We start from the raw sequence: 22,104 nt of genomic DNA, 5'->3' as shown, positions 1-22,104 counted from the left end.
CGGTACCACTCTGATTGCAACGATGTTTATCGTTAACCACTTAATCTCTATAACGTAGAGTTGCGTTTGATCATTTAACTTTTAAGAGAGCACCGCGTAATTTCCGTCGTTTTTCCCACCAGCCAAAACGTCTCTGAAACAGATCCTTATGCGGCATATTCTTAACACATCTCAAAGTATACTTTTTTGTGAATATGGTGTCAATACAGACCTATTGATACCTTGAAGAACTATTCTTACGTTGTTTACGCTTAGCTCGGGCTTCTTCACGTTTAGCGACTCGACGATCCATCTCGTCTTTTCTCGCAATCGTGTTTTTAATTCGCCGTTTGTAACCAGGCTTGATCTTTTTCTTTTTCTTCTTGATCATTCCGATCATCGTTGGATCCAGCTTGTCATGCTTCTTTCGGTGGGTCTTTCGCCGATTACGGTCATAGGAATCAACAATTTCACCATTTTTCAGTGCCTTGGGTTTGAAATGAATTCCCATGTTCTCAAGCTCTTCGACTGCTTTTTCTTCATCAGGTGAATATAACGTGATTGAAGTTCCTGACATGCCGTTTCGACCAGTTCGGCCAACGCGGTGAATGAAAAACTCGAGATCTTCGGTGGGAATATCATCGTTGATGACATCCGATACCCCCTCGATATCAATGCCCCGTGCAGCTAAATCAGTTGCGACAACGAATTGAAATTCAAGGTTCTTAACCCGTTTCATCACTTGTTTACGCTCACGAGGCTTAAGACCACCGTGAATCATTGCAACTTTGAGCCCCTGGCCCTTCAAATAGTCGGTCAATTCTTCCACTCGTTTGCGGGTGTTGGCAAAAATCAAAACCAAATAAGGTTCCCCAATCGTCAACAATTTATAAATAAGTTGATTTTTATCCTGGCCTTTAGTTGAAATCAGCCAATTATCGATTGTTGGGCTGATGATGGTTGACACTGGGATCTCTTCGATGAAGGGATTCACCATGTATTTTTTTAAAAAGATGTTAATCTTTTGGGGGATGGTTGCAGAGAAGACCATCATTTGAACGTGTTTCCCAAAACTGGCGGCGATATTGTCAACGACGTCCAAGAATCCCATATCCAGGGTCATATCCGCCTCGTCAATCACTAATTGGGCAGTATGAACATCCAAGCCACCGTTTGAAATGAGGTCCCAAATTCGACCAGGGGTGCCGACAACCAGTTGCGGTTGTTCATGCTGAATCTTCTTTTCTTGACGAGCCTTATCCGTTCCACCAATGTAGGCACCAATTGAAATCGGTTCGCCCGCGTGCTTAGCCAACTGCTTGGCAGCATCGATGATCTGATAGGCTAACTCTCGGCTGGGTGTCGTAATCACCGCTTGGACCTCGTCTTTACTGGGATCAAGCTGGTTAAAAATCGGTAACAGAAAAGCATGGGTCTTCCCGCTACCAGTAGCGGATTGCCCCACAACATCTCTTCCCTGCATGATAACAGGCATGACCTTTTCCTGGACGGGTGTGGGGTGACTAAAGTTCAGCTCCTTAACGGCATCCAACAAAAATGGCTTTAAATTAAATTCTGAAAAATTACTCATATAATCTCCTACTTGTTTTTGGCGACCCAATGATTCAGATCGCTCACAAATTCTTTGATATGGGCTTCGTCTTCGACAACGGCCCCGCTAGCAAGTGGATGACCGCCACCGCCGTATTGCTTGGCAAGTTCATTAATTTCCGGCCCCTTGGATCGTAGACGAATTCGGAACGTCCCATCTTTTTGTTCGACAAAAATTGCCCAGGCAACCACTTGCTTAATCTTGCCGGGTAACGGCACGACCGCAGAGGTGCTTTCATCTCCCAGCTTAAATGGTTCTAGCACTTTGTTGGATAAAACCAAGTAGGCAGCTCCGCTATCAAGAATATTCAGATTCTCATAGACATAAGCAGATAGCCGAGCAAGTGGGATGTCAATCTCGTCTTCTATTTTGTTGACTTCACTAGTTGAAAAATCGTATTCCGCTAATTTCGATGCGACGGCCAAAGTACGTGGTGAGGTAGATGGATACATAAATCTTCCGGTATCACCAACGATTCCAGCGTACAACAGCCTGGCACCTTCGTCAGGCAGGGTTAACTGTTCCCGATTGGCATCATAAAAATCATAAATGAGCTCAGACGTGCTTGAAGATTCTGGCTCAACCCACAACAGGTCGCCAAACTGATCGTCGTTTGGGTGATGATCGATCTTGATTAGTTCTTTACCTGTGGTATAACGTTCGTCATCGACCCGTGGCTGGTTGGCGGTATCAACAACGATGACCAAAGCGTCTTTATATTGTTCATCGGAAATTTCATCGGCTGTTCCTAACCAGGCAAAACTATCATATTGCTTACCGGCACACAGAACTGTTTTATCGGGAAACGATCCTTTAATGAGTTGAGCCAGGCCCATTTGTGATCCAATGGCATCAGGGTCTGGACGTTTGTGACGATGAATAATAATGGTTTTAAATTTTTTAATTTCGCGCAATATTTGATCTTGTATTGACATTTTATTTGCTCCATAACTTTATTGTTGAACACTTCAGTATACATTACTTTGTGCATAATATAAACCGCCGGATATAATGAATCAATCAAACAAATGAAGAACAATATTCTCATAGGTTAAATCATCCAAGTTAGTAATGGTGATCCCCAACAGGCGAACCCCCTTTGCAATGTCCGGCATATCGACCAATAAATCGTTGGCCAGCGCAAAGTATTCTTCAGAACTGTTCTTCAGATAATTATCCATGGTCACTCGCTTGGTAAACGTTGAGAAGTCAGCGTAACGAATCTTAAGAACCAACGTTTTGCCATGCTTCTTTTTGTCATCCATTGCCTTAACCACCATGCCGGCAATTCGCTGAAGTTCATCATCGACTTCACTTTGGGTGTCAATCGCCGGTCCAAACGTCCGCTCCTTGCCAATCGATTTACGAACCCGTTGATATTCCACTGGCCGCTCGTCAATCGCTCGGGCGCGCTGGTACAACACATAACCGAATTTACCAAAGTGTTTGATCAAATCCATTTGTGACCACGAAATGAGATCCTGGCCATTATTGATGGCTAACTCACGCATCTTGGGAACAGTCTTTTTACCGACACCGCGAAATTTTTCAATCGGTAGTCGGCCCAAAAATTCCAGAGCATCCCGCTGCGCAATAACGGTAATCCCAACTGGTTTGGCGTAATCAGACGCTTCTTTGGCAAGAAACTTATTGTACGACACCCCCACTGAACAGGTTAAGTGAGTGGTATCCCAAATTTCATTTTGAATCATCCGGGCAATTTGAATCGGATCAGACAAGTGCTTTTTGTTATGAGTAACATCCAGGTATGCTTCATCCAAAGCAACGTATTCAATCACTTCCGTGTACTCATGAAAGATATCATGAATTTGATTGGAAACTGAACGGTAGAGATCAAAGCCAGAAAATCGAAAAACAGCCTGCGGACAAAGTTCAAACGCCTTCATAGCACTCATTGCCGAATGCACACCAAACTTGCGGGCTTTGTAGTTGGCCGTCGAAACCACACCTCTGCCGCCGGTTTGGCGTGGATCCCTTGCGACAATCAACGGCTTTTTCTTCAGACTAGGGTCCTTACGTTCTTCAATCGACGCATAAAAAGCGTCCATATCCACATGAATGATGCTTCTAATTGATGATTTCATCAAGATCGCCCTTAATCAAACGTATGTTCTTTACCAGGTAAAAAAATGGTCGGGATTCATGATAGTCAACTTCCCAACCGATTTGATCAAACTATTTGTCTTCTGACTTTGTTTCCTCTTTCGCATCAGAATCCGCAGTGGCATCCTGGTCGCTCTTTGAAACAGCGTCATCTTTGTGATCATCATTTGCAGTTGCATTTGCATCGTTGTTTGCTGCAGGTGCAGCAACAGCAGGCTGTTTAACTGAGGCAATTGCACTCAAGTCAAATACCAAGTAAATGCCGTCACAATCCAAAGTCACGGTCTTTTCAGCTTCGTTGATTTCGTCAACGACACCATGTAGCCGACCAATTGTAATGACTTGGTCGCCAACCTTGATCTTTGAAAGTTGTTCCCGACGCTTTTGTTGTTGCTTTTTTTGGGGACGGATCATCAAGAAGTACATCACCGCAAACAAAACAACAATCATTAAAATTGAGTAATAAGATTGATTCAAATTTTTTCACCCACACTTTCCATAGTAATACTTTACCAAATAAGCCTCTAATAGTCTATACCTAAAAGTTTTTGGGGTTGGGTTTATTATAGCCGTACTGTTCAAACACCTCTGCCCGCAGATCCAATAAATTGTCGTCGATGATTGCCTGCTGAACTCGTTTCATTAAGTGAATTAAATAATACAGATTGTGGTAACTGCACAAGCGCATCCCGAAAGATTCGTCAGTCTTCATCAAATGACGAATGTAGGCTCGGGTATAGTTTCGACAAGTGTAACAACCACACTGATCATCCAGTGGCGTAAAATCGCGCGCATACTTAGCGTTCTTAACAACCAATCTGCCATGCGAAGTCATGACCGTTCCGTTACGAGCAATTCGCGTTGGCAAAACACAATCAAACATATCAATCCCGCGAATCACGCCATCAATCAGTGAATCAGTCGCCCCGACACCCATCAAATAGCGCGGCTTATTCTCTGGCAGAAGTGGACTAGTGGCTTCCAAAATCCGGTTCATTTCTTGCTTCGATTCACCCACTGACAGCCCGCCGATCGAGTATCCAGGAAAGTCTAGGCTGACCAAATCTTTTGCGGATTGCTTTCTAAGGTCTTCAAACCCGGCCCCTTGGACAATCCCAAACAGTCCCTGCCAGTCGGCATTTCGGTGAGCTTTCAAGCCACGTTCTGCCCAGCGGCTGGTCCGCTCAACAGATTTTTTGACATAGTCATAAGACTCAAAAAATGGTGGACATTCATCAAGACTCATCATAATATCCGGTCCCAAATCATTTTCAATCTGAATCGCCTTTTCAGGGGACAAGAACATCTTTGAACCGTTAATTTCATTTTTGAAGGTCACACCTTCTTCAGTAATATCACGGTTCTTAGCCAGCGAAAACACTTGAAAGCCACCGGAATCGGTCAAAATTCCCTTGTGCCAGTTCATAAACTTGTGGAGTCCGCCCGCTTCTTCAACAATGTCTTCACCAGGCCTTAACCACAGGTGATAGGTGTTCGCTAGGATTATTGTCGAGCCCATTTGGTCCAATTCTTCCGGGGCAAGGGTTTTAACGGTTGCTTGAGTTCCGACAGGCATAAACATCGGTGTCTTGAAAGTACCGTGAGGCGTGGTGATTTCACCCAAACGCGCACCGGTGTGCTTCTCCTTTTTAATCAAGCGATAAGTTATCGCTGGTTGCATATAATAGTCCTCCTAGTGAATGTACATTGCGTCGCCGAAGCTAAAGAAGCGATATTTTTCTTCAATCGCATGCTGGTAAGCGTTCAAGATATTATCACGTCCGGTAAATGATGCCACCAACATGACCAAAGTAGATTTGGGTAAATGGAAATTGGTGATAAACGAATCGACTACTTGCCATTGGTAACCCGGTTTGATAAAAATATCCGTCCATCCAGAATCGGGGCGAATATCGCCGCCAAACTTGGTTCCAACCGTTTCCAATGTTCGAATTGAAGTCGTTCCGGTGGCTACAATTTTGCCGCCATTATCCCGAACAGCGTTCAGCGTGTCGGCTGCTTCATCTGACAAACGTAAAATTCGCTATGCATTTTGTGATCTTCAATATTTTCTTCATCAACCGGTCGGAAGGTTCCAAGACCGACGTGTAGCGTTAAATAAACTAAGTGAACGCCCTTATCTTCGACTTTTTTGAGCAAATCTTTCGTCCAGTGCAAACCAGCCGTTGGTGCAGCCGCCGAGCCCATTTCTCTGGCATAGACGGTCTGATAGCGATTGGGATCATCTAACTTTTCTTTAATATACGGCGGCAATGGCGTTTCACCAAGCCGTTCCAGGATTTCAATGAAAATCCCGTCGTATTTAAATTCAATTTCCCGACCACCATGATCCAATTCCTTGGTCACGACCGCTTTGAGCTGGCCGTCACCAAAATTAATCACCGTTCCAACCTTGGCTTTCTTAGCGGGCTTCATTAAAGTTTCCCAACGGTCGCCCTCAATGTTATGCAACAGCAATACTTCCATGTGGCCGCCGGTGTCTTCTTTGACACCGTAGATTCGAGCAGGCATGACCTTTGAATCGTTCATCACCAGAGCATCCCCGGGATTGAGATAATCAATGATGTTGTAAAAGTGGCGGTCCTGCATTTCACCTGTCTTTTTATCCAGCACTAACAATCGTGATTCATCACGATCTTTAATGGGTGTTTGGGCAATGAGTTCATGTGGCAGATCATAGTCAAAATCTTCAAGGGTATAATTTGTTTTCAAGATTTTAATTCCTTTCGTCCTGATGTGGCATTGGGTAACTCAAATGCGCGTATCCTTTGGGGGTTACGATTCTTCCCCTGGCTGTCCGCTTGATTAAGCCGATCTGAAGCAAATAGGGCTCATACATTTCAGCAATCGTATCGGTTTCTTCACCGATATTGGCGGCTAGGGTATTTAAGCCAACCGGGCCGCCATCGTAGTATTTGATCATCGTCGTCAAGAGTTTGAGATCAGTGGCATCCAACCCTAAATCATCGACTTTTAACTTGGCCAGGGCATACCTGACAATTGCCAAATCAACTTGGTCTTTATCAGATACCTGAGCGAAATCCCGTACCCGTTTTAATAATCGATTGGCCACTCGGGGTGTTCCACGTGACCGTAACGCAATCTCATGAGCACCATCGTTTTCAATGTCAATTTGAAAGATATCCGCGGTTCGGCGGACAATATCTTCCAAATCCGAAGTCTTGTAATAATTCATGTGCTCAACAATCCCAAACCGATCACGCAACGGTGCCGACAGCATCCCTGCTTGGGTCGTTGCCCCAATCAAGGTGAATGGCGGCAATGGAAAATGAATTGGGTGGGCACCTGAACCCTGCCCGACAATAATATCGACAAAAAAGTCTTCCATGGCCGAATAAAGCATTTCTTCAACCACTTTGGGCAGTCGGTGAATTTCATCGATGAACAGCACATCACCGGGCTGAAGTTCGTTGAGGAGGGACAATAGATCCCCTGGCTTATCAATCGCGGGACCACTGGTTGTCCGAATGTTGACTCCCATCTCGTTGGCAATCACCATCGCTAAAGTCGTTTTTCCAAGTCCAGGAGGCCCATAAAGCAACACATGATCTAATGACTCCTCACGCTGCTTAGCGGCCTTGATATAGACCCTTAACTCGTTTTTAACGTCATCTTGTCCAATATACTCATTTAAAACTCGGGGACGAAGCGATTTTTCAATGCTGTTCTCATCGGTATCAACACTTTCTGGTGAAACCAGTCGATCATCTTTTTCATTGGCCAATGGATCATCTCCTCATTTCTAATGCATTAATAATTTTAATCCTAAACTTAAGTATTCGTCGGTTGACAAATCTGTCTGCTTGGTTAAGTCCGGTTCGATTGCCGCAATTTGTTTGGTACCATATCCCAGTGCCTCCAGTGCAGATAAAGCATCGGTTAGTTCTGAGGACTTTTTAGCCCCCCCAAGCGTTTGTGCAGGCAAACCACCATCAGTTGCAATGTCGTCTAACTTTCCCTGCATATCCAAAATAATCTGGCGGGCGGTTTTCTTGCCAACGCCAGGAAACTTCGTTAAAAAATTGACGTCTTCGTTATTAATGGCAGCAATCAGCCCATCTCGGTCGTTGCCAGCCAAGATCGCCAAGGCACTTTTGGGACCAATACCAGAAACTGAAATCAATTTTTCAAAAATCTGCTTATCCTCAATGGTCGCAAAGCCGAATAGGACAATTGCCGTCTCACTAACTGACTGATAAATATAGACTCTGATGACCTTTTTCTCATCAACGTTAAACCGATACGGGTCTGCAGTATTGATCAAATAACCAACCCCGCCCACTAACAAGACAATGTGAGTTGGGGCGATATCAACGACCGTGCCTTCCAAAAATTCAAACATCAACTTCTCCTCTTCACTAAAACGTATGTTTGCCAGTAAATTGTACCATAATCTCGGTCGTTACTGGGCAACAATCTAAATGATTTCTTCGTCCGTATGATGAGGGTCTTGAATTCGTTTGAACATTTTTTCAATGTCCGCATTGCTGAACTTCACGAGAACCGGCCGGCCATGTGGGCAGTTATACGGATTTTCACACTCAGGCAGGCGCTTTAATAATGCCTTTGCCTGAAGCTCATCGAGATGATGATTGGCCTTAATTGCCCGCTTACAGCTCATCATAATAGCCGTTTTTTCGCGGAAAGCAGCCACTGAAATCTTATGATCGGATAAAATCCAATCAATCATTTCTTTAATGGTATCTTCTTCCTGCCCGGCTTTGAACCACATTGGGTGCTCATGAACGATGAAACTATTTTGTCCAAATGGCTCTAGATGGATTCCCAGTTTGTCCAGTAAATCCAAACGATCACTAATCATCAAAAAATCCGATGTCGAATAGTCGAGCACGAGGGGTACCAAGAACTTCTGCTGATCATCAGAAACCTCACCAATTTGTTGACGATAAAACTCATAATTAATCCGTTCCTGGGCCGCGTGCTGATCCACCAGATACATATTATCCGCAGTTTCAGCGATCAGATAGGTTCCATGGATTTGTCCAATGTAATCAAGGTGCGGAAACCCAGTTTCAATCACCAATTCAGACTGCTCAGGTTTTGCGCTCGGCTGTGAAGGATCTGCCGTTTCTGGCCGGGTCCCCTCAAATGCCGGCAAGCCGCTGGGCTCACTTTTGAGAAAGTCATCAAATTGGGCAACTTGTGGGCTGGCAAGGTCATCTCTGGTTTTAACCACCACCGGGGTCACTTCGGATTGAGAAGCTGAGGGAACCGTTGGTGTGTCAACTGCAAACAATGGCGGGTTAGTTCGAACCTGATCAGCAGTCGAAACGTTAAACCGTTTGGGGTTTGCATCAACGGGCTGTTTGAAATCCCTTGTTGCATCAGGAATTAGCTGCTTGTCTCTTAACATATCGTAAATCGCATTGGCAATCAATTTCCCAATCATCGGTTCATCACTAATCCGAACTTCCTGTTTGGTTGGGTGAACATTCACATCAATCAATGCCGGATCAGCGTCGATTTTGACCACCGCAATCGGAAAACGACCGATCATCAATTTGGAACCATAACCGGCAATGACCGCTTTAGTTAATGGAAAGTTACGGATAAATCGCCCATTCAAAATCAGTGAAATATAGTTTCGGCTTGAACGGGTCAACTCCGGCAGACTGACATACCCGCTGACTTTGATGTCCAAATCGGTTCCTTTGATCGCAACCATCTTGGAAACTGTCTTAACACCATAGATTGCTCCTAGGACTTGACGTAAATCGCCACGGCCGGAAGTTCGGAGCAGTTCACGGCCATTACTGATAAATGAAAAAGCAATCTCTGGGTGACTCAATGCCAATCGGTTGACAATATCAGAAATTTTAGAAAGCTCCGTATTCGGTGAACTCAAGTATTTCAAGCGCGCCGGCGTGTTATAAAACAGGGATGCTACTTCAACAGTCGTCCCTTTCCGCGATTCGGCGGCTTTTTGGGTCACGAGTTTGCCGCCCTTGTATGCCACTTCGGTTCCGGTTGAACCGGTTGACGTTTTCATCCGGACATTGGCAACTGAGCTAATGCTGGGAAGTGCTTCGCCGCGGAACCCGAGTGTCCGAACCCGGAACAAATCCCGCTGCTCGGAAATTTTACTGGTTGCATGGCGCAAAAAGGCTGTCTGTACCTGGGAACGGTCAATGCCATTTCCGTCGTCAACAACTTTAATCAGTTTCAAGCCCGAATTTTCAACGGTGACATCAATTTCCGTGCTATGGGCATCTATTGAGTTTTCAACTAATTCTTTAACGACTGATGCCGGTCGTTCAACGACTTCACCAGCAGCAATCTGGTTAGAAAGGATTGTTGGTAGCTTATGAATTTCGTTCAAATCAATCACCTTAATCTCCGTTTATCTTCTGCTGCCATTTGTAAACTTGATTCATGACTTGCATAGGCGTTTTCCCCATCAAGTCTAATTTCTTTAATTGTGACACAACTTCAGCTTGTTTATCACCAATTTGCTCAAGTGGAAATAAGGAGGTCTGCTGCTCAGCTGCCGTCTGAGGGGTTGGCTTTGCCGCTGAGGACGTTTGATGCTGTTCATCAGCCTGCTGCTCGAGGTTGACTAAAATATCATTAGCGCGGTGTAATAAGCCTTCTGGTAAGCCCGCCAACTTGGCAACATGGATGCCGTACGATTTATCAGCCGGTCCGGGCTGGATCTTATGCAAAAAGACCAGCTCGCCATTGGATTCCGTCGCGCCGACATGAACATTCTGAAGTCGTTTGAGTGACTCGTCCAAGACCGTTAGTTCATGGTAATGAGTTGAGAACAAAGTTTTAGCACCAATATTGTTATGAACATATTCAATAATTGCCTGGGCCAACGCCATCCCATCGTAGGTGGCGGTCCCCCGCCCAATTTCATCGAACAGGATCAGACTGTTAGGCGTGGCATTCTCGATGGCATCATTTGCCTCTTTCATTTCGACCATGAACGTACTTTGGCCGGAAATCAAATCATCAGCCGCACCGATTCTGGTGAAGATTTTATCAAAGACCGGCAGTTTGGCTTGCTTAGCGGGAACAAAACACCCCATTTGGTTCATGATGACACACAATGCCATTTGACGCATGTAGGTACTCTTACCGGACATGTTGGGACCTGTAATCAGTAAAATACTGGTATCTTCGCCCAAATTAACGTCATTCGGGACGTATTGCTGGTGGCCTAAAACTTTCTCGACAACTGGATGGCGGCCGTCTTTAACTTCAACGACGTGTTGAGTTGTGAGGGTTGGCCGGACAAATCGGTATTCCTCACTAACGGCCGCAAAGCTTTGTAAAACATCGATTGAGGCCACGGCATCGGCTAAATCCTGAATGTGCTTGATAGATTTTTTGATGTCGTCACGAATCTTAACAAATAATTTGTATTCCAAGGTCTTGCTTTGTTCTTGAGCCTCTAAAATCAAAGCTTCCTTTTCTTTCAACTCAGGCGTCGAGAACCGTTCGGCATTGGCCAGGGTTTGCTTTCTTTGATAGCGGTTGGCGGGAATCTTGTCCAAATTAACCTTGGTGACTTCAATGTAGTAGCCAAAAACATGGTTAAAGCCAACTTTCAAGTTATTAATCCCAGTAATTTTGCGTTCCTTGGCCTCCAATTCAGCCAACCATTTTTGCCCATTATTAGTTGCATCCCGATAAGTATCAAGCTGCTGATCGTAACCATCTTTGATCACACCACCATCCGTGATGGAAATCGGTGGTTCTTCGATAATCGCCGAATCGATTTCGTTAACAACATCATCAAGCGGAACTAGGCTTTTGAGCATGTTCTCAAAGCTTTTATCGGCAATTTGTTCCAAAATATATTTAATCTTTGGTACCTGCATCAGAGAAGCCTTGAGCTGAATCAAATCGCGGCCATTAACGCTGCCAAAAGAAATTCGACCGGCCAATCGTTCCAAGTCATAAACCTTGATAAGCTCATCTTGAAGTTGATTTCTCTCAAAGTAGTGATCTAGCAAAATTGCGACCGCGTCGTGACGCTGGTTAATCAACTTACGGTTTACCAACGGCCGTTCAATCCATTGTTTAAGTTTCCGGCCGCCCATCGCGGTTTTGGTTTGGTCAAGCAGCCACAATAGCGTACCGGCTTTTTTACCGGTACGGATATTGCGGATTAATTCCAAATTATACTGAGAATTGTGGTCGAGTTCTAAAAAGTCCGAAGGCTCATAAATCACAGCCCGTTTCAAATGCTGCAGACTTCTTTTTTGAGTAGCCTGAATATAGTCCAATAACAGTTTAACAACGCGTTTCATCAAGTCGTCATCAACGTCTTGGCTTAAGTAACTGACTGAAGAATTGACCGGCAGAACCGATTGATGAGAAATCAAAATTCCCAATTTCTGAATTGTATCCTGAATTGACTCAGGCAAATCGGCTTCAACCACGATTTCCTTAGTCTGCAAAGAAACCAGTTCATTGACAAATTCAGCCTGAGTTGTTAATTTGGCAACCTTAAGCTCACCAGTTGAAAGGTCAGCGTATGAGAAAGCAAATTCATGGTTTTGTTGATCGTCCACAACGGCCGTTAAGTAGTTATTGGACTTCGCATTTTCACTGCCGACATCCACCTGGGTTCCAGGTGTCACCAATTGAATCACTTCTCGTTTGACCATTCCTTTAGCCAATCGTGGGTCCTCCATTTGTTCACAAATGGCTACTTTGTATCCCTGATCAACTAAAATATCAATATAATTTTGAACCGCTTTGTGGGGCACACCACACATTGGAACCGGATTAGCCGCGTTTCGGCTCCGGTTCGTCAAAGTTAATTCCAATAACTGTGAACCCTTGATGGCGTCCTCGTTGAACATCTCGTAAAAATCACCAAGACGGTAGAACAAAAAAGCATCCGGATACTGATCCTTGATTTTTTGATACTGCACCATCATTGGAGTTAATTCTTTTTTTGCCAACTGAAAGTCCCCTTAAATTCTCACTGAATTCGATTTCAGTATCGTCTACATTTCAAAACACACTTAAATTTGATCGTCAGTCATCGACACCGTTTCAATATGGGTGGCGTGACCGGTTTTATCGTCAATGTCAATGAAACAGCCGGAAATAACGCCCCGACCGGTTTCCATGACTTTAAACCGGGCCGGCCGCTGATTTAAGAAGCGCTGAATCACACTATCCGGCTGCATGCCCAACATACCATCAAAAGGTCCGGTCATCCCAGCATCGGTTAAAAAGGCGGTTTTGCCTTGAAGAATTCGAGCATCATTCGTTTGGACGTGAGTATGTGTCCCGACAACCGCCGAAATGCGGCCGTCCAAATACCGGGCAATCGCTAATTTTTCACTGGTCGCTTCGGCATGAAAATCCATGAAAATGCAATTGGTTGTCTGGCGAATCTCTTCAACAAGTTCATCGGCCAGCGCAAATGGATCATCAAGATTATCCATGAAGACCCGCCCTTGAAAATTCAGGACTGCCAGCTGCTTGCCGTTAACGTTGACCATGGTGTACCCTTTTCCGGGTGTGGTTCGTTTGGGAAAATTGTATGGTCGAATCAGCCGCTTGGTATCATCGATGAAGTCTAAAATTTCATTATTGCTCCAAGCATGATTTCCAAGGGTGACTACATCCACACCGTCACTCATTAATTGCTTATAAATATTGAGTGTAATTCCGCGGCCCATCGAAGTCGCATTCTCGCCGTTCACAATGGTTACTTGCGGTTTAAGATCCTGCTTAAGCCTTGGCAGATAATTGCCGATCATTGAAACACCCTTGTCGCCAACCACATCACCGATAAAAAGAATTCGCATATATTTTTCCTCGACACTTTCTGAATAATATAAAATAATTCTAACATTTATAAAAGAAAAAAGACCAGAGACTCTGATCTTTTATCTTGCGTATTCGACTGAACGAACTTCCCTGATCACCGTTACTTTGATGTGTCCAGGATACTTCATCTCAGTTTCAATCTTTTGTTTGATCTGACGGGCAAGCACAATTGCCTGTGTGTCCGTTATATCTTCGGGCTTTGCAATCACGCGAATCTCTCGACCTGCCTGAATTGCGTAACTCTTTTGTACTTCGTTAAAGCTGTCGGTGATCTTCTCAAGACTATCAAGTCGATGAACAAAGCTTTCAAGTGATTCACTGTGTGCGCCTGGACGCGAAATCGCGATCTTTTCCGCAACAGCAACCAACTCAGAAATGATTGTTTCTGGATTGTGGCCTTCTTCATAACCTTTGACAGCATCAATGACAACTGGACTCTCATGGTATTTCTTGGCGAAATCAACACCAACTTGTACATGCGACCCCTCAACACCATTATTGGCAGCTTTACCGATATCGTGTAATAATCCTGCGCGTTTAGCTAAAGTAACATCCTCACCTAATTCTGCTGCAAAAGCACCTGCCAACTTAGCGACCTCAATTGAATGACTCAACAAGTTCTGTCCGTGATCAATCTTAAAGTTGAGCTGTCCAACCAGCTTGATCATATCAGGACTCATCGAATGAATCCCAAGGTCAAATAACGTTTCTTCACCAATTTCTTGGATCCGTTCGTCGAGCTCTTTGCGGCTCTTTTCGACCATTTCTTCAATTCGTGCCGGATGGATCCGACCATCCTTGATTAACTTTTCAAGTGTCATTTTGGCAACCTCTCTCCTAATCGGATCAAAGCCGCTCAGTACAACTGCTTGTGGGGTATCATCAATGATTAAGTCAATGCCAGTCAGCGTTTCAAAAGTTCGAATATTACGGCCTTCACGACCAATAATCCGACCTTTCATGTCTTCGTTAGGCAGACTAACGACGGAAACGGTTGTCTCCGAAACAACGTCTGCGGAACTTTGTTGAATGGCCTCTATGATTAGATTCTTGGCATTTTCATCAGCTTCTGTCTGGGCTTGATAGTAACTTTCTTTTACCATCCGAGCCTTTTCGTCAGCCAATTTTGCGCTAGTTTCTTTTAAAATCAGGTCCCGGGCTTCTTCTTGAGTTAAAGCGGCAACTTTCTCAACTTCGGCCTGGCGTTTTGCAATAAGTGAGTTTGCTTCTTCTTGTTGTGTAACTAAATTCTGTTGTTCACGATTAATCTTTTGCTCTTTTCGATTCAACGAACTTTCTCTACGTTCGAAAGCCGTATCTTTACGGTCAAGAGCCTCTTCTCGCTGCAGCAAACGATCCTCTTGCTTTTGAATCTCCGCCCGCCGATTCTTCAATTCTTTTTCAACTGATGAACGGTAACGGTGGTTCTTCTCCTGGGCCGATAAGGTTGCTTCTTTAACAACCGTCTCAGCCTTTTTCTTAGCTTCGGCCAAAATGTTCTTGGCCGACCCATTAGCGGAGTCAAGATCTTTCTCTTGGATCTTCTTTTGTGCAGACTTGCCGATTACAAAGCTTAAAATACCAACAAAACCAACAACAATTATAGCGATGATTGCGAGGATTATCCCAGCCATGGTCATGGCTTTTCACCTCCAAATCATCAAAAAATGATTATTTGTAAACCAATTAGATGTTATTTGATTATTGACACAATTCTTATTTTAATGTTTGTTAACACGAGTGTCAATCATCTTTACGTTGCGGGTTTTAATATTTGTATATGCCAAGATTTTTAATGATCGTTATTTTGTTTCAGAATGTTTCACAAAAGCCCAGTACACCGTGTTTGAATCGCAAAAAATGGGCACTCAGCCGAGTGTCCATTCAAGAAATCTATTTTCATTTGGTGTAACCAATTATTTACCAATATCCAGATCGATACTGTCAACTTTAGTGTCTTTTGAAGAAGTCGCAGTAGATTCCTTCTTGGCGTCTTTTTTATCGCTCTTCTTATCAGCCTTTTTATCAGTAGATTTTTTCGAGCTATCAGACTTATCAGTATCGGTTTCGTCAGGAATATCATAAGCAGCCCGAACTTTCTTCATCACTTCATCATACATTTCCTGGTGTTCCTCAAGATAGGTCTTGGCGTTTTCACGCCCTTGGCCGATTCGTTCCTCACCATATGAGTACCATGAACCTGATTTATCGATGATGTCCTTGTCAACGGCCATATCAACCAATTCTCCAGATTGGGAAATACCCTTCCCATACATGATATCCACTTCAGCACGTTTAAATGGCGGCGCAACCTTATTCTTAACAACTTTGATCCGAACACGGTTACCAATGATGTTGGTACCGTCCTTGATCTGTTCAGCACGACGAATTTCGAGTCGAATGGTCGCATAAAATTTCAAGGCACGACCACCAGGCGTGGTTTCCGGATTACCAAACATGACCCCCACTTTCTCACGGATCTGGTTGATAAAGATGGCAATGGTCTTCGTCTTGCTAATGGTTCCAGAGAGTTTCCGGAGCGCTTGAGACATTAGTCGAGCTTGTAGGCCAACGTGGGCATCTCCCATTTCACCTTCGATTTCAGCACGGGGAACCAGTGCAGCAACCGAATCGATGACAACAATATCAATTGCACCACTGGTGACTAAAGCATCAGTAATCTGAAGCCCTTGTTCTCCGGTATCTGGTTGTGAAAGCAATAAATCGTCAATGTTTACACCAAGATGAGTCGCATAAACCGGATCCAGGGCATTTTCAGCATCAATGTACGCGGCCGTCCCACCGCGTTTTTGAACTTCAGCAACCGCGTGAAGAGCCACCGTGGTCTTACCTGAACTTTCGGGGCCATAAACTTCAACAATTCTACCTCGTGGATACCCACCAACTCCCAACGCATCATCAAGGGCTAACGACCCAGATGGAATTGTGGAAATTTGGGTATCGGCCTTATCACCCATTCTCATGATGGATCCCTTACCAAATTCTTTTTCAATATTCTTTAAGGCTTTATCTAAAGCTACTTTTCTTTGGTCAGCCATTAAATTCCTCCCACTATCCTTAACGGAAAAGTTTACTTACTAACTATACTAATGATTATCTAAAAAAGCAATTAAAATGCGAACAAAAGTTCGATTCATTTAATGCCGATGGATCATGTCCAAGACCATCTCCAAACCAGCCTTGACTGCAGCTGCGCGAACCTCATTTCTTGACCCTTTAAAATGAAATTGCTTGGCATAGGTGTGCTGGGTGCTATAGGCGATTCCAATCCACACCGTGCCCGCAGGATCTCCCTCAAGCCTGTCTGGTCCGGCAACTCCCGTAAAAGACACACCCAGGTCTTTGTTCATAATACTTCTGGCTTGATTTGCCATCCAAATGGCAGTCGGTTCGCTCACCACGCCAAACTCATCGATGACTTGGCTTGGGATATGCAATAATTGTTCTTTAACCTGATTTGAGTATGTGACAAATCCCCCCTCAAAAACTTCGGAGACGCCGGGCACATTACCGAGAGTACTTTGAAATTCACCGGCAGTTAAACTTTCTGCTGCAGTAATCGTAATGTGTCTTGATAATAGCTCATTGACTAATGTCTCTTCTAATGCCATTTTAGTTGCTCCCTCTGATTTATAAATACGGCAAACAGTCGCTTTTTATCTAACAAAACACAAATACCGGAAGACTCATTTTCATGAACCTTCCGGCAGTTATGATTAAAATGAATCTGAAAATACTGAGCGATTTTTAACAAAGTAATCGATCCCTGAATAGATCGTGAAGAACAGGCAAGTGTACAGCAAAATCAAGCCCATTGGGAAATTGACTGCATCAAATAAAACGTTGTTCAAAAACAGTAAAATAATCGCCAACATCTGAGTGGTTGTTTTGATCTTGCCAGGCCACGCTGCAGCAATAACTTGACCTTCATTTTCAACGATGATCAGCCGCAGCCCGGTTACTGCCAACTCACGACAGACAATAATGGCCGCCACCCAAGCTGGGACATCCCCCAAGCCAACTAGAAATAAAAACGCGGTCATCACCAACATCTTATCCGCCAAGGGATCGGCAAATTTGCCAAAGTTAGTGACCAAATGGTTGCGTCTGGCAATTTGGCCGTCTAAGAAATCAGTTAAAGAGGCAACCACAAAAATAATGGTCGCAACTAACCTAGTCATGCTGATCGAGGTTCTCGCCCAATCCACGCTACCGGAAAAGATTGGTACCGCAAGGATTAAAATGAAAAACGGAATCAGAATAATTCGAAATAGTGTTAATTTATTGGGTAAATTCATGTTAAACCTCCAGCTGACTAATAACCATTAGTGGTACCAGTATTGTTATTATCAGTACCAGTGCTGCCTGTCGTTGCGTTCGTATTGCCGGTCTGGTTGGTGCCAGTGGTCGATGAGGTACCTGTCGTACCGGTTGATCCAGTGGTCCCGCCGGTAGTTGACGTGCCGTCAGTTGTAGTACTTGAGGTTGAACTAGAACTGGTTGAAGCAGATGAACTCGCCTTACCAAACTGCAATGTCACAACTCTAACCTGAGTTGAACCGCCATTTAACGGTGCGGCCAACGTCAACTTCTTTCCGCCAACGGTAATCCGGGTAGCTTCAGCGTTACCAGTGTTGATCGTGACGGTATTAGTCGAGCTTGGGAGTGAAATCGTATGTGAATTGCCACTGGTCAATGAGGCCTGCCATAAGGAAGTTCCATCGGCAGAAACGGATGTCCAGGCGCTCCCTGAACCGGTCACTGAAATTTTTAATGGCGTCGTTCCGGAAGCTCCGGTTACCCGATAGGTCAAATTACTGCCGGAAGCTGTGACCTTTTTAAAGGCAATTTCCTTTGCTTTTTTCGTCGTCTTGGCTTTCTTAGAACTGGAAGCCTTTGAACCAGAAGATTTATCACCGGAAACGGAAACGCTGCTAGTCTCAATCTGAGTTTTGGCAGTGTTTCGGGTGCTTCTGGCAGCAGCCACCCAAATGGCAATTAAAATGATTAAAACAACGACAGAAACCGAAATAATCGGAATGTAGCGACGCAATTTGTCATTTCGTTCTTCAACTTTCCGTTGAGCAGATCTCGTCTCCGGGTTATCGTCATTCACACGATCCACGTATTCCGGGTCTTCGGTGTCCGGTAATTTCGTGTCAAACTGGCTTAATAGTTCGGTGCCGTCCAGGCCAACCGAATCAGCATATTGTTTAACGAATGCCCGAACATAAAAATCACCCGGCAAGGCATCAAAGTCATTGTCTTCAATTGCAATCAAATACCGTTTTTGGATTTTGGTATTTTTTTGTAAATCATCCAAGGTGTAACCTTTTGCCACTCGTGCATCATGTAGCTTTTTTCCAATTGTTAAATTATCTTTTTCGTCGCTCATACTCATTCTCCATTGAATTTTTTGTATTCTTTATTAAGTATATCATAAGGTAAACCTTGATTATTTTAAGTAATTCATAAAGTACGCATTATCAACCAAACCTTTACCTGTTCGGATTTTGAATCATCACTTCTTGAATGGTTGCCTGGCTCAAAAAGCGCTTAGCAACGTCTAAAACATCGGCCAAAGTTAGTGACTTGAGTATCTCAACCTCATCATATATTGTAACAGGTTCACCGATAAATCCGTCAAACTGACCACTGATTGCTTCCTCCGAATCCATCATTTCAATGTAGTTGCCAAATAACTCATTTTTCTGTAACTGAAATTCGGTTTGTAGATCCCCAATCTTGGCAGGGATAGCTGCAATGATTTCTTTAAGTCGTTTAACAAGTTCCAGCGGCTTGTCGGTATCGCCATTAATTACGGCAAAATGAAAGCCTCGCTCATTTTCAAACTCCCATGAAAACGAATCGTCAATGATTTCATCATGATACAGTTTATCATATTCAACCGAGTTTTCACTCAAAAACAGGTCAAACATGACAGAGATGGCGATTTCGTACTTTAGCCCGGCACGTCCGGTTAAAACCGGATCACGTCCCCTTAAGCCCAGTGTTATTTTAGGCCTAGAAACATCCATTTCCGTGTGCAGTATGGTTTCCTTTGACGCCACCGGTAGTGTCAGCAGGCGTTGAAGCCTAATCGGATCTTGAGTAGATTTTTGCCGTTGATTCTCCTCAATCCAGCCCATAACTTCGTTGGGGTCTAATTTGCCGGTGATAAATAAGCTCATGTTTTCTGGCCGGTAAAAGGTTCGATAGGCCAACTCGACATCTTCAAGCGTAATTTGAGCAACCGTCTGGATATCTCCGGCAATATCGTTTGCTAAAACTGACTCTGGATACAAACTGGCAATCATTTTAAAGTATGCCTGATTATCTGGATCGTTTTGGTACATGTTGATTTCTTGATCAATAATCCCTTTTTCACGTTCCACTTTGGCTTGTGTAAAGTAAGGGATCTGCACAAAATCCAATAAAATGTCTAAATTGGCTTTGACCGATTCTGCCGTTGAGAACAGGTAATTGGTCTTAGTAAAACTGGTAAAGGCGTTCGATCGGGCACCGGTTTTATTAAAAAGTTCAAAAACATCATAATCTTTTTTATCAAACATCTTGTGTTCCAAGAAATGGGCAATTCCTGCGGGCTGAATGACCTTTTCACCGTTAAGCATAAATTCGCTGTCAATTGACCCATAATTAACGCCAAGCACCGCGGTTGTCTTATTAAACCCGGGCTTAGGCTGGAGGTAAACGGTCAACCCATTTGAGAGGGTTTGAACAAATAGTTTTTCATTGTATTTTGGATAGTCAATCAATTCCATCATTTATCCCCCCTACTATTCAACTGATAAATAACCCTTAAAGTCAACTGTTTGGCAACTTTGGTGATCTGCGAACGGGTCACACCGGATACTTGCTGTTCCCACTTTGAATCATCCAAACTAAACCCCATCATCTGCTGTAAGTATTGTTTCTCGATTAAGGATCCAAGATGATCGGCTTCTGAGCGATGTTGATTAATCAGTGCTTGTTTAACGCCCTCGAGCAATTCATCGGCGTACTGTCCGTCAGTGGTCTGTTGCAATTGATCCGCAACCATCTGGGTGACGCGAGCTTCATCTTTAAAATCAATTCCGGCCTGAACGGACACCATCCCGACTAGTGAATTGTAGCTACTGTGAATGTCGTAGGCCAAGCTATTCTTTTCACGGACATTTGTAAATAGCAATGATCTACTTGAACCGCCAAACAATTGATTAAAAATCACGGCAGCAAAGTAGTCGTCGTCCCCAAAATAGATCGGCAGTTCGTAAGCCATGCTGAGAACCGACTGTGATCCTGCAATCACTTTGGTTGCTCGCTGAACCTTGGAGACGGGCGCTGGGACAACTCTTAATTGATAGGGCTTTAAATTCCGATCAGTGAAAGAAGAAAAACGCTTAAATCCGGCAATCCATCGGTCGCTGGCTAAATCCCCGCCGGCGAGGATGGTAATCTTTGCAGATTTTAAAACCCATCGATAAAACGCGTAGAGATCCTGTGCTGAAATTTGACTCATTTCTTGGTGGCTGCCCATCAGAAAGTTACCGTGGTCCGGATCATTTGGGTAGTACAAACGTTGAAGCGCCAATGTTGAGAAAAATGCTTTGTTATCTTGAATCGAGTCCAGGTAATGAATCATATTCCCCTGATGAATGCGAAAGTAGGCTGCATTAAACTGATCACCATCGACAAATGGATGCTCAATCATTTCTTTAAGAAAGGCCAGAATTGCAGTACTTAATTCACTTTTTGGCGGTAAATACCGGTCATTTGGAAACGTAATCGATACCTGAAGCGTGTGTTGGTTGCCATACCGCAACACAGTCACGCCAAAACTGGCACCGTACATTTTTGAAAGTTGACGGGAAACCAGCAACTCGCTGTTATATTGCGCAGAGCAATTTTCCAGCAACTCTGCCAGCAGTGCCAATTTGGCGTAGTTTTGGTGTTTTGCTGGGAATGTAAAGTTAATCACCAATTTACTGTTTTTGAATTTTGTGGTCGGAATCGTGATCAGACGAATTCCTTTTGCAATCTCGTATTTCACTGAGTTTCCTCCTCAATTAGTCACAAATTGTATCATAAAATAAAATCATTAAAATCTCAATATAATCTGCCAATAATAAGGAAAAAGAGAGAATTGATTGGCAGCGTCATTCAATCTAAAATCGAGACTGGAACATAACCCTTTTGCGTTTGTAATGGCAACTTTGATCACCACTTCTATCTTGCCAAAAGCTGCGACAAACGGCAGATCCCTGCCATTTAACGAGAAGGGGCTGGGACATAAGTCCCGCCGATAAATAAACTGAGCCGCATTTCCCACTTTCTCTGGAAGATGCGGCTCAGTTTTTCCATCCAACCAAAAATATGAGTTAAATTAGCTATCATTTTGGCCAATTTATTCATATTTGCTGCCATCAAGATAATTCCTAATTCATTATTGACTTGTCTTAATCCACGTACCGATAATCTACGGAAACGCAAATTAGCCTTCAGGTTAC

General features: G+C 43.8%; 17 protein-coding genes and 2 pseudogenes. All 19 read right to left on the bottom strand.

Going from position 1 to position 22,104, the window contains the following annotated elements; translation table 11 throughout:
* Nucleotides 1-211: 211 nt before the first annotated feature.
* Nucleotides 212-1,570: a DEAD/DEAH box helicase gene (locus LPKJCM_RS08545; protein ID WP_057961979.1), complete on the bottom strand. Its 1,359-nt coding sequence runs from the start codon at nucleotides 1,568-1,570 to the stop codon at nucleotides 212-214.
* Nucleotides 1,571-1,578: 8 nt separating this feature from the next.
* Nucleotides 1,579-2,526, bottom strand: a complete 948-nt coding sequence (locus tag LPKJCM_RS08540) for a DHH family phosphoesterase (protein ID WP_057961978.1) — start codon at nucleotides 2,524-2,526, stop codon at nucleotides 1,579-1,581.
* Nucleotides 2,527-2,607: 81 nt separating this feature from the next.
* Entirely contained in the window at nucleotides 2,608-3,696 is a 1,089-nt protein-coding gene (gene dinB / locus LPKJCM_RS08535; RefSeq protein ID WP_057961977.1) for a DNA polymerase IV, read from the bottom strand.
* Nucleotides 3,697-3,787: 91 nt separating this feature from the next.
* Nucleotides 3,788-4,165, bottom strand: a complete 378-nt coding sequence (yajC, locus tag LPKJCM_RS08530) for a preprotein translocase subunit YajC (protein WP_057962083.1) — start codon at nucleotides 4,163-4,165, stop codon at nucleotides 3,788-3,790.
* A gap of 88 nt (nucleotides 4,166-4,253) precedes the next feature.
* On the bottom strand, nucleotides 4,254-5,396 hold the full coding sequence (gene tgt / locus LPKJCM_RS08525; protein WP_057961976.1) for a tRNA guanosine(34) transglycosylase Tgt: 1,143 nt from the start codon (nucleotides 5,394-5,396) through the stop codon (nucleotides 4,254-4,256).
* Between the two features lie 12 nt (nucleotides 5,397-5,408).
* A pseudogene (gene queA, locus LPKJCM_RS08520) lies at nucleotides 5,409-6,448 on the bottom strand (tRNA preQ1(34) S-adenosylmethionine ribosyltransferase-isomerase QueA).
* Between the two features lie 4 nt (nucleotides 6,449-6,452).
* Nucleotides 6,453-7,481, bottom strand: coding sequence for a Holliday junction branch migration DNA helicase RuvB (gene ruvB, locus LPKJCM_RS08515; protein ID WP_057961975.1), 1,029 nt, complete (start codon nucleotides 7,479-7,481; stop codon nucleotides 6,453-6,455).
* An 18-nt stretch (nucleotides 7,482-7,499) separates the two neighbouring features.
* Nucleotides 7,500-8,099 carry a Holliday junction branch migration protein RuvA gene (gene ruvA, locus LPKJCM_RS08510; protein WP_057961974.1) on the bottom strand — a complete coding sequence of 200 codons (600 nt, stop codon included), beginning with the start codon at nucleotides 8,097-8,099 and terminating at the stop codon, nucleotides 7,500-7,502.
* A gap of 75 nt (nucleotides 8,100-8,174) precedes the next feature.
* Nucleotides 8,175-10,106: a DNA mismatch repair endonuclease MutL gene (gene mutL / locus LPKJCM_RS08505; RefSeq protein WP_057961973.1), complete on the bottom strand. Its 1,932-nt coding sequence runs from the start codon at nucleotides 10,104-10,106 to the stop codon at nucleotides 8,175-8,177.
* A gap of 1 nt (nucleotide 10,107) precedes the next feature.
* A complete protein-coding gene (gene mutS, locus LPKJCM_RS08500; protein WP_057961972.1) occupies nucleotides 10,108-12,696 on the bottom strand; it encodes a DNA mismatch repair protein MutS in 2,589 nt (862 codons plus the stop codon).
* Between the two features lie 63 nt (nucleotides 12,697-12,759).
* Complete coding sequence (locus tag LPKJCM_RS08495; protein WP_057961971.1) at nucleotides 12,760-13,554, bottom strand: TIGR00282 family metallophosphoesterase; 795 nt, start codon at nucleotides 13,552-13,554, stop codon at nucleotides 12,760-12,762.
* An 81-nt stretch (nucleotides 13,555-13,635) separates the two neighbouring features.
* Entirely contained in the window at nucleotides 13,636-15,216 is a 1,581-nt protein-coding gene (rny, locus tag LPKJCM_RS08490; RefSeq protein WP_057961970.1) for a ribonuclease Y, read from the bottom strand.
* Between the two features lie 276 nt (nucleotides 15,217-15,492).
* The gene (gene recA, locus LPKJCM_RS08485; protein ID WP_057961969.1) at nucleotides 15,493-16,635 is read right to left on the bottom strand and encodes a recombinase RecA; all 1,143 of its coding nucleotides are present in this window, start codon (nucleotides 16,633-16,635) and stop codon (nucleotides 15,493-15,495) included.
* Between the two features lie 99 nt (nucleotides 16,636-16,734).
* Nucleotides 16,735-17,208 carry a nicotinamide-nucleotide amidohydrolase family protein gene (locus LPKJCM_RS08480; protein ID WP_057961968.1) on the bottom strand — a complete coding sequence of 158 codons (474 nt, stop codon included), beginning with the start codon at nucleotides 17,206-17,208 and terminating at the stop codon, nucleotides 16,735-16,737.
* Nucleotides 17,209-17,313: 105 nt separating this feature from the next.
* Nucleotides 17,314-17,895 (bottom strand): CDP-diacylglycerol--glycerol-3-phosphate 3-phosphatidyltransferase, encoded by a 582-nt coding sequence (gene pgsA, locus LPKJCM_RS08475; protein WP_057961967.1) that lies wholly within the window; start codon nucleotides 17,893-17,895, stop codon nucleotides 17,314-17,316.
* Between the two features lie 17 nt (nucleotides 17,896-17,912).
* Nucleotides 17,913-18,992 (bottom strand): helix-turn-helix domain-containing protein, encoded by a 1,080-nt coding sequence (locus LPKJCM_RS08470; protein WP_057961966.1) that lies wholly within the window; start codon nucleotides 18,990-18,992, stop codon nucleotides 17,913-17,915.
* Nucleotides 18,993-19,095: 103 nt separating this feature from the next.
* A complete protein-coding gene (gene yfmH, locus LPKJCM_RS08465; protein WP_087069604.1) occupies nucleotides 19,096-20,379 on the bottom strand; it encodes an EF-P 5-aminopentanol modification-associated protein YfmH in 1,284 nt (427 codons plus the stop codon).
* Nucleotides 20,379-21,647 carry an EF-P 5-aminopentanol modification-associated protein YfmF gene (gene yfmF / locus LPKJCM_RS08460; RefSeq protein WP_057961964.1) on the bottom strand — a complete coding sequence of 423 codons (1,269 nt, stop codon included), beginning with the start codon at nucleotides 21,645-21,647 and terminating at the stop codon, nucleotides 20,379-20,381. Before yfmF ends, yfmH begins: the two co-directional genes overlap by 1 nt.
* 218 nt (nucleotides 21,648-21,865) lie before the next feature.
* Nucleotides 21,866-22,104 (bottom strand): annotated as a pseudogene (locus LPKJCM_RS13215) (hypothetical protein); the annotation flags it as partial.

Source organism: Lentilactobacillus parakefiri, assembly GCF_002157585.1.
Taxonomy (GTDB): domain Bacteria; phylum Bacillota; class Bacilli; order Lactobacillales; family Lactobacillaceae; genus Lentilactobacillus; species Lentilactobacillus parakefiri.
Note: the sequence above shows the minus strand (reverse complement) of the source record. Positions and strands in the feature narration are given on the sequence as shown.

Bases quoted from the DNA above. Each gene is read 5' to 3' on its own strand.
- LPKJCM_RS08545 (WP_057961979.1), bottom strand. From the start codon at position 1,570: ATGAGTAATTTTTCAGAATTTAATTTAAAGCCATTTTTGTTGGATGCC.
- LPKJCM_RS08540 (WP_057961978.1), bottom strand. From the start codon at position 2,526: ATGTCAATACAAGATCAAATATTGCGCGAAATTAAAAAATTTAAAACC.
- dinB (WP_057961977.1), bottom strand. From the start codon at position 3,696: ATGAAATCATCAATTAGAAGCATCATTCATGTGGATATGGACGCTTTT.
- yajC (WP_057962083.1), bottom strand. From the start codon at position 4,165: ATGATTGTTGTTTTGTTTGCGGTGATGTACTTCTTGATGATCCGTCCC.
- tgt (WP_057961976.1), bottom strand. From the start codon at position 5,396: ATGCAACCAGCGATAACTTATCGCTTGATTAAAAAGGAGAAGCACACC.
- ruvA (WP_057961974.1), bottom strand. From the start codon at position 8,099: ATGTTTGAATTTTTGGAAGGCACGGTCGTTGATATCGCCCCAACTCAC.
- LPKJCM_RS08495 (WP_057961971.1), bottom strand. From the start codon at position 13,554: ATGCGAATTCTTTTTATCGGTGATGTGGTTGGCGACAAGGGTGTTTCA.
- rny (WP_057961970.1), bottom strand. From the start codon at position 15,216: ATGACCATGGCTGGGATAATCCTCGCAATCATCGCTATAATTGTTGTT.
- recA (WP_057961969.1), bottom strand. From the start codon at position 16,635: ATGGCTGACCAAAGAAAAGTAGCTTTAGATAAAGCCTTAAAGAATATT.
- LPKJCM_RS08480 (WP_057961968.1), bottom strand. From the start codon at position 17,208: ATGGCATTAGAAGAGACATTAGTCAATGAGCTATTATCAAGACACATT.
- pgsA (WP_057961967.1), bottom strand. From the start codon at position 17,895: ATGAATTTACCCAATAAATTAACACTATTTCGAATTATTCTGATTCCG.
- LPKJCM_RS08470 (WP_057961966.1), bottom strand. From the start codon at position 18,992: ATGAGCGACGAAAAAGATAATTTAACAATTGGAAAAAAGCTACATGAT.
- yfmH (WP_087069604.1), bottom strand. From the start codon at position 20,379: ATGGAATTGATTGACTATCCAAAATACAATGAAAAACTATTTGTTCAA.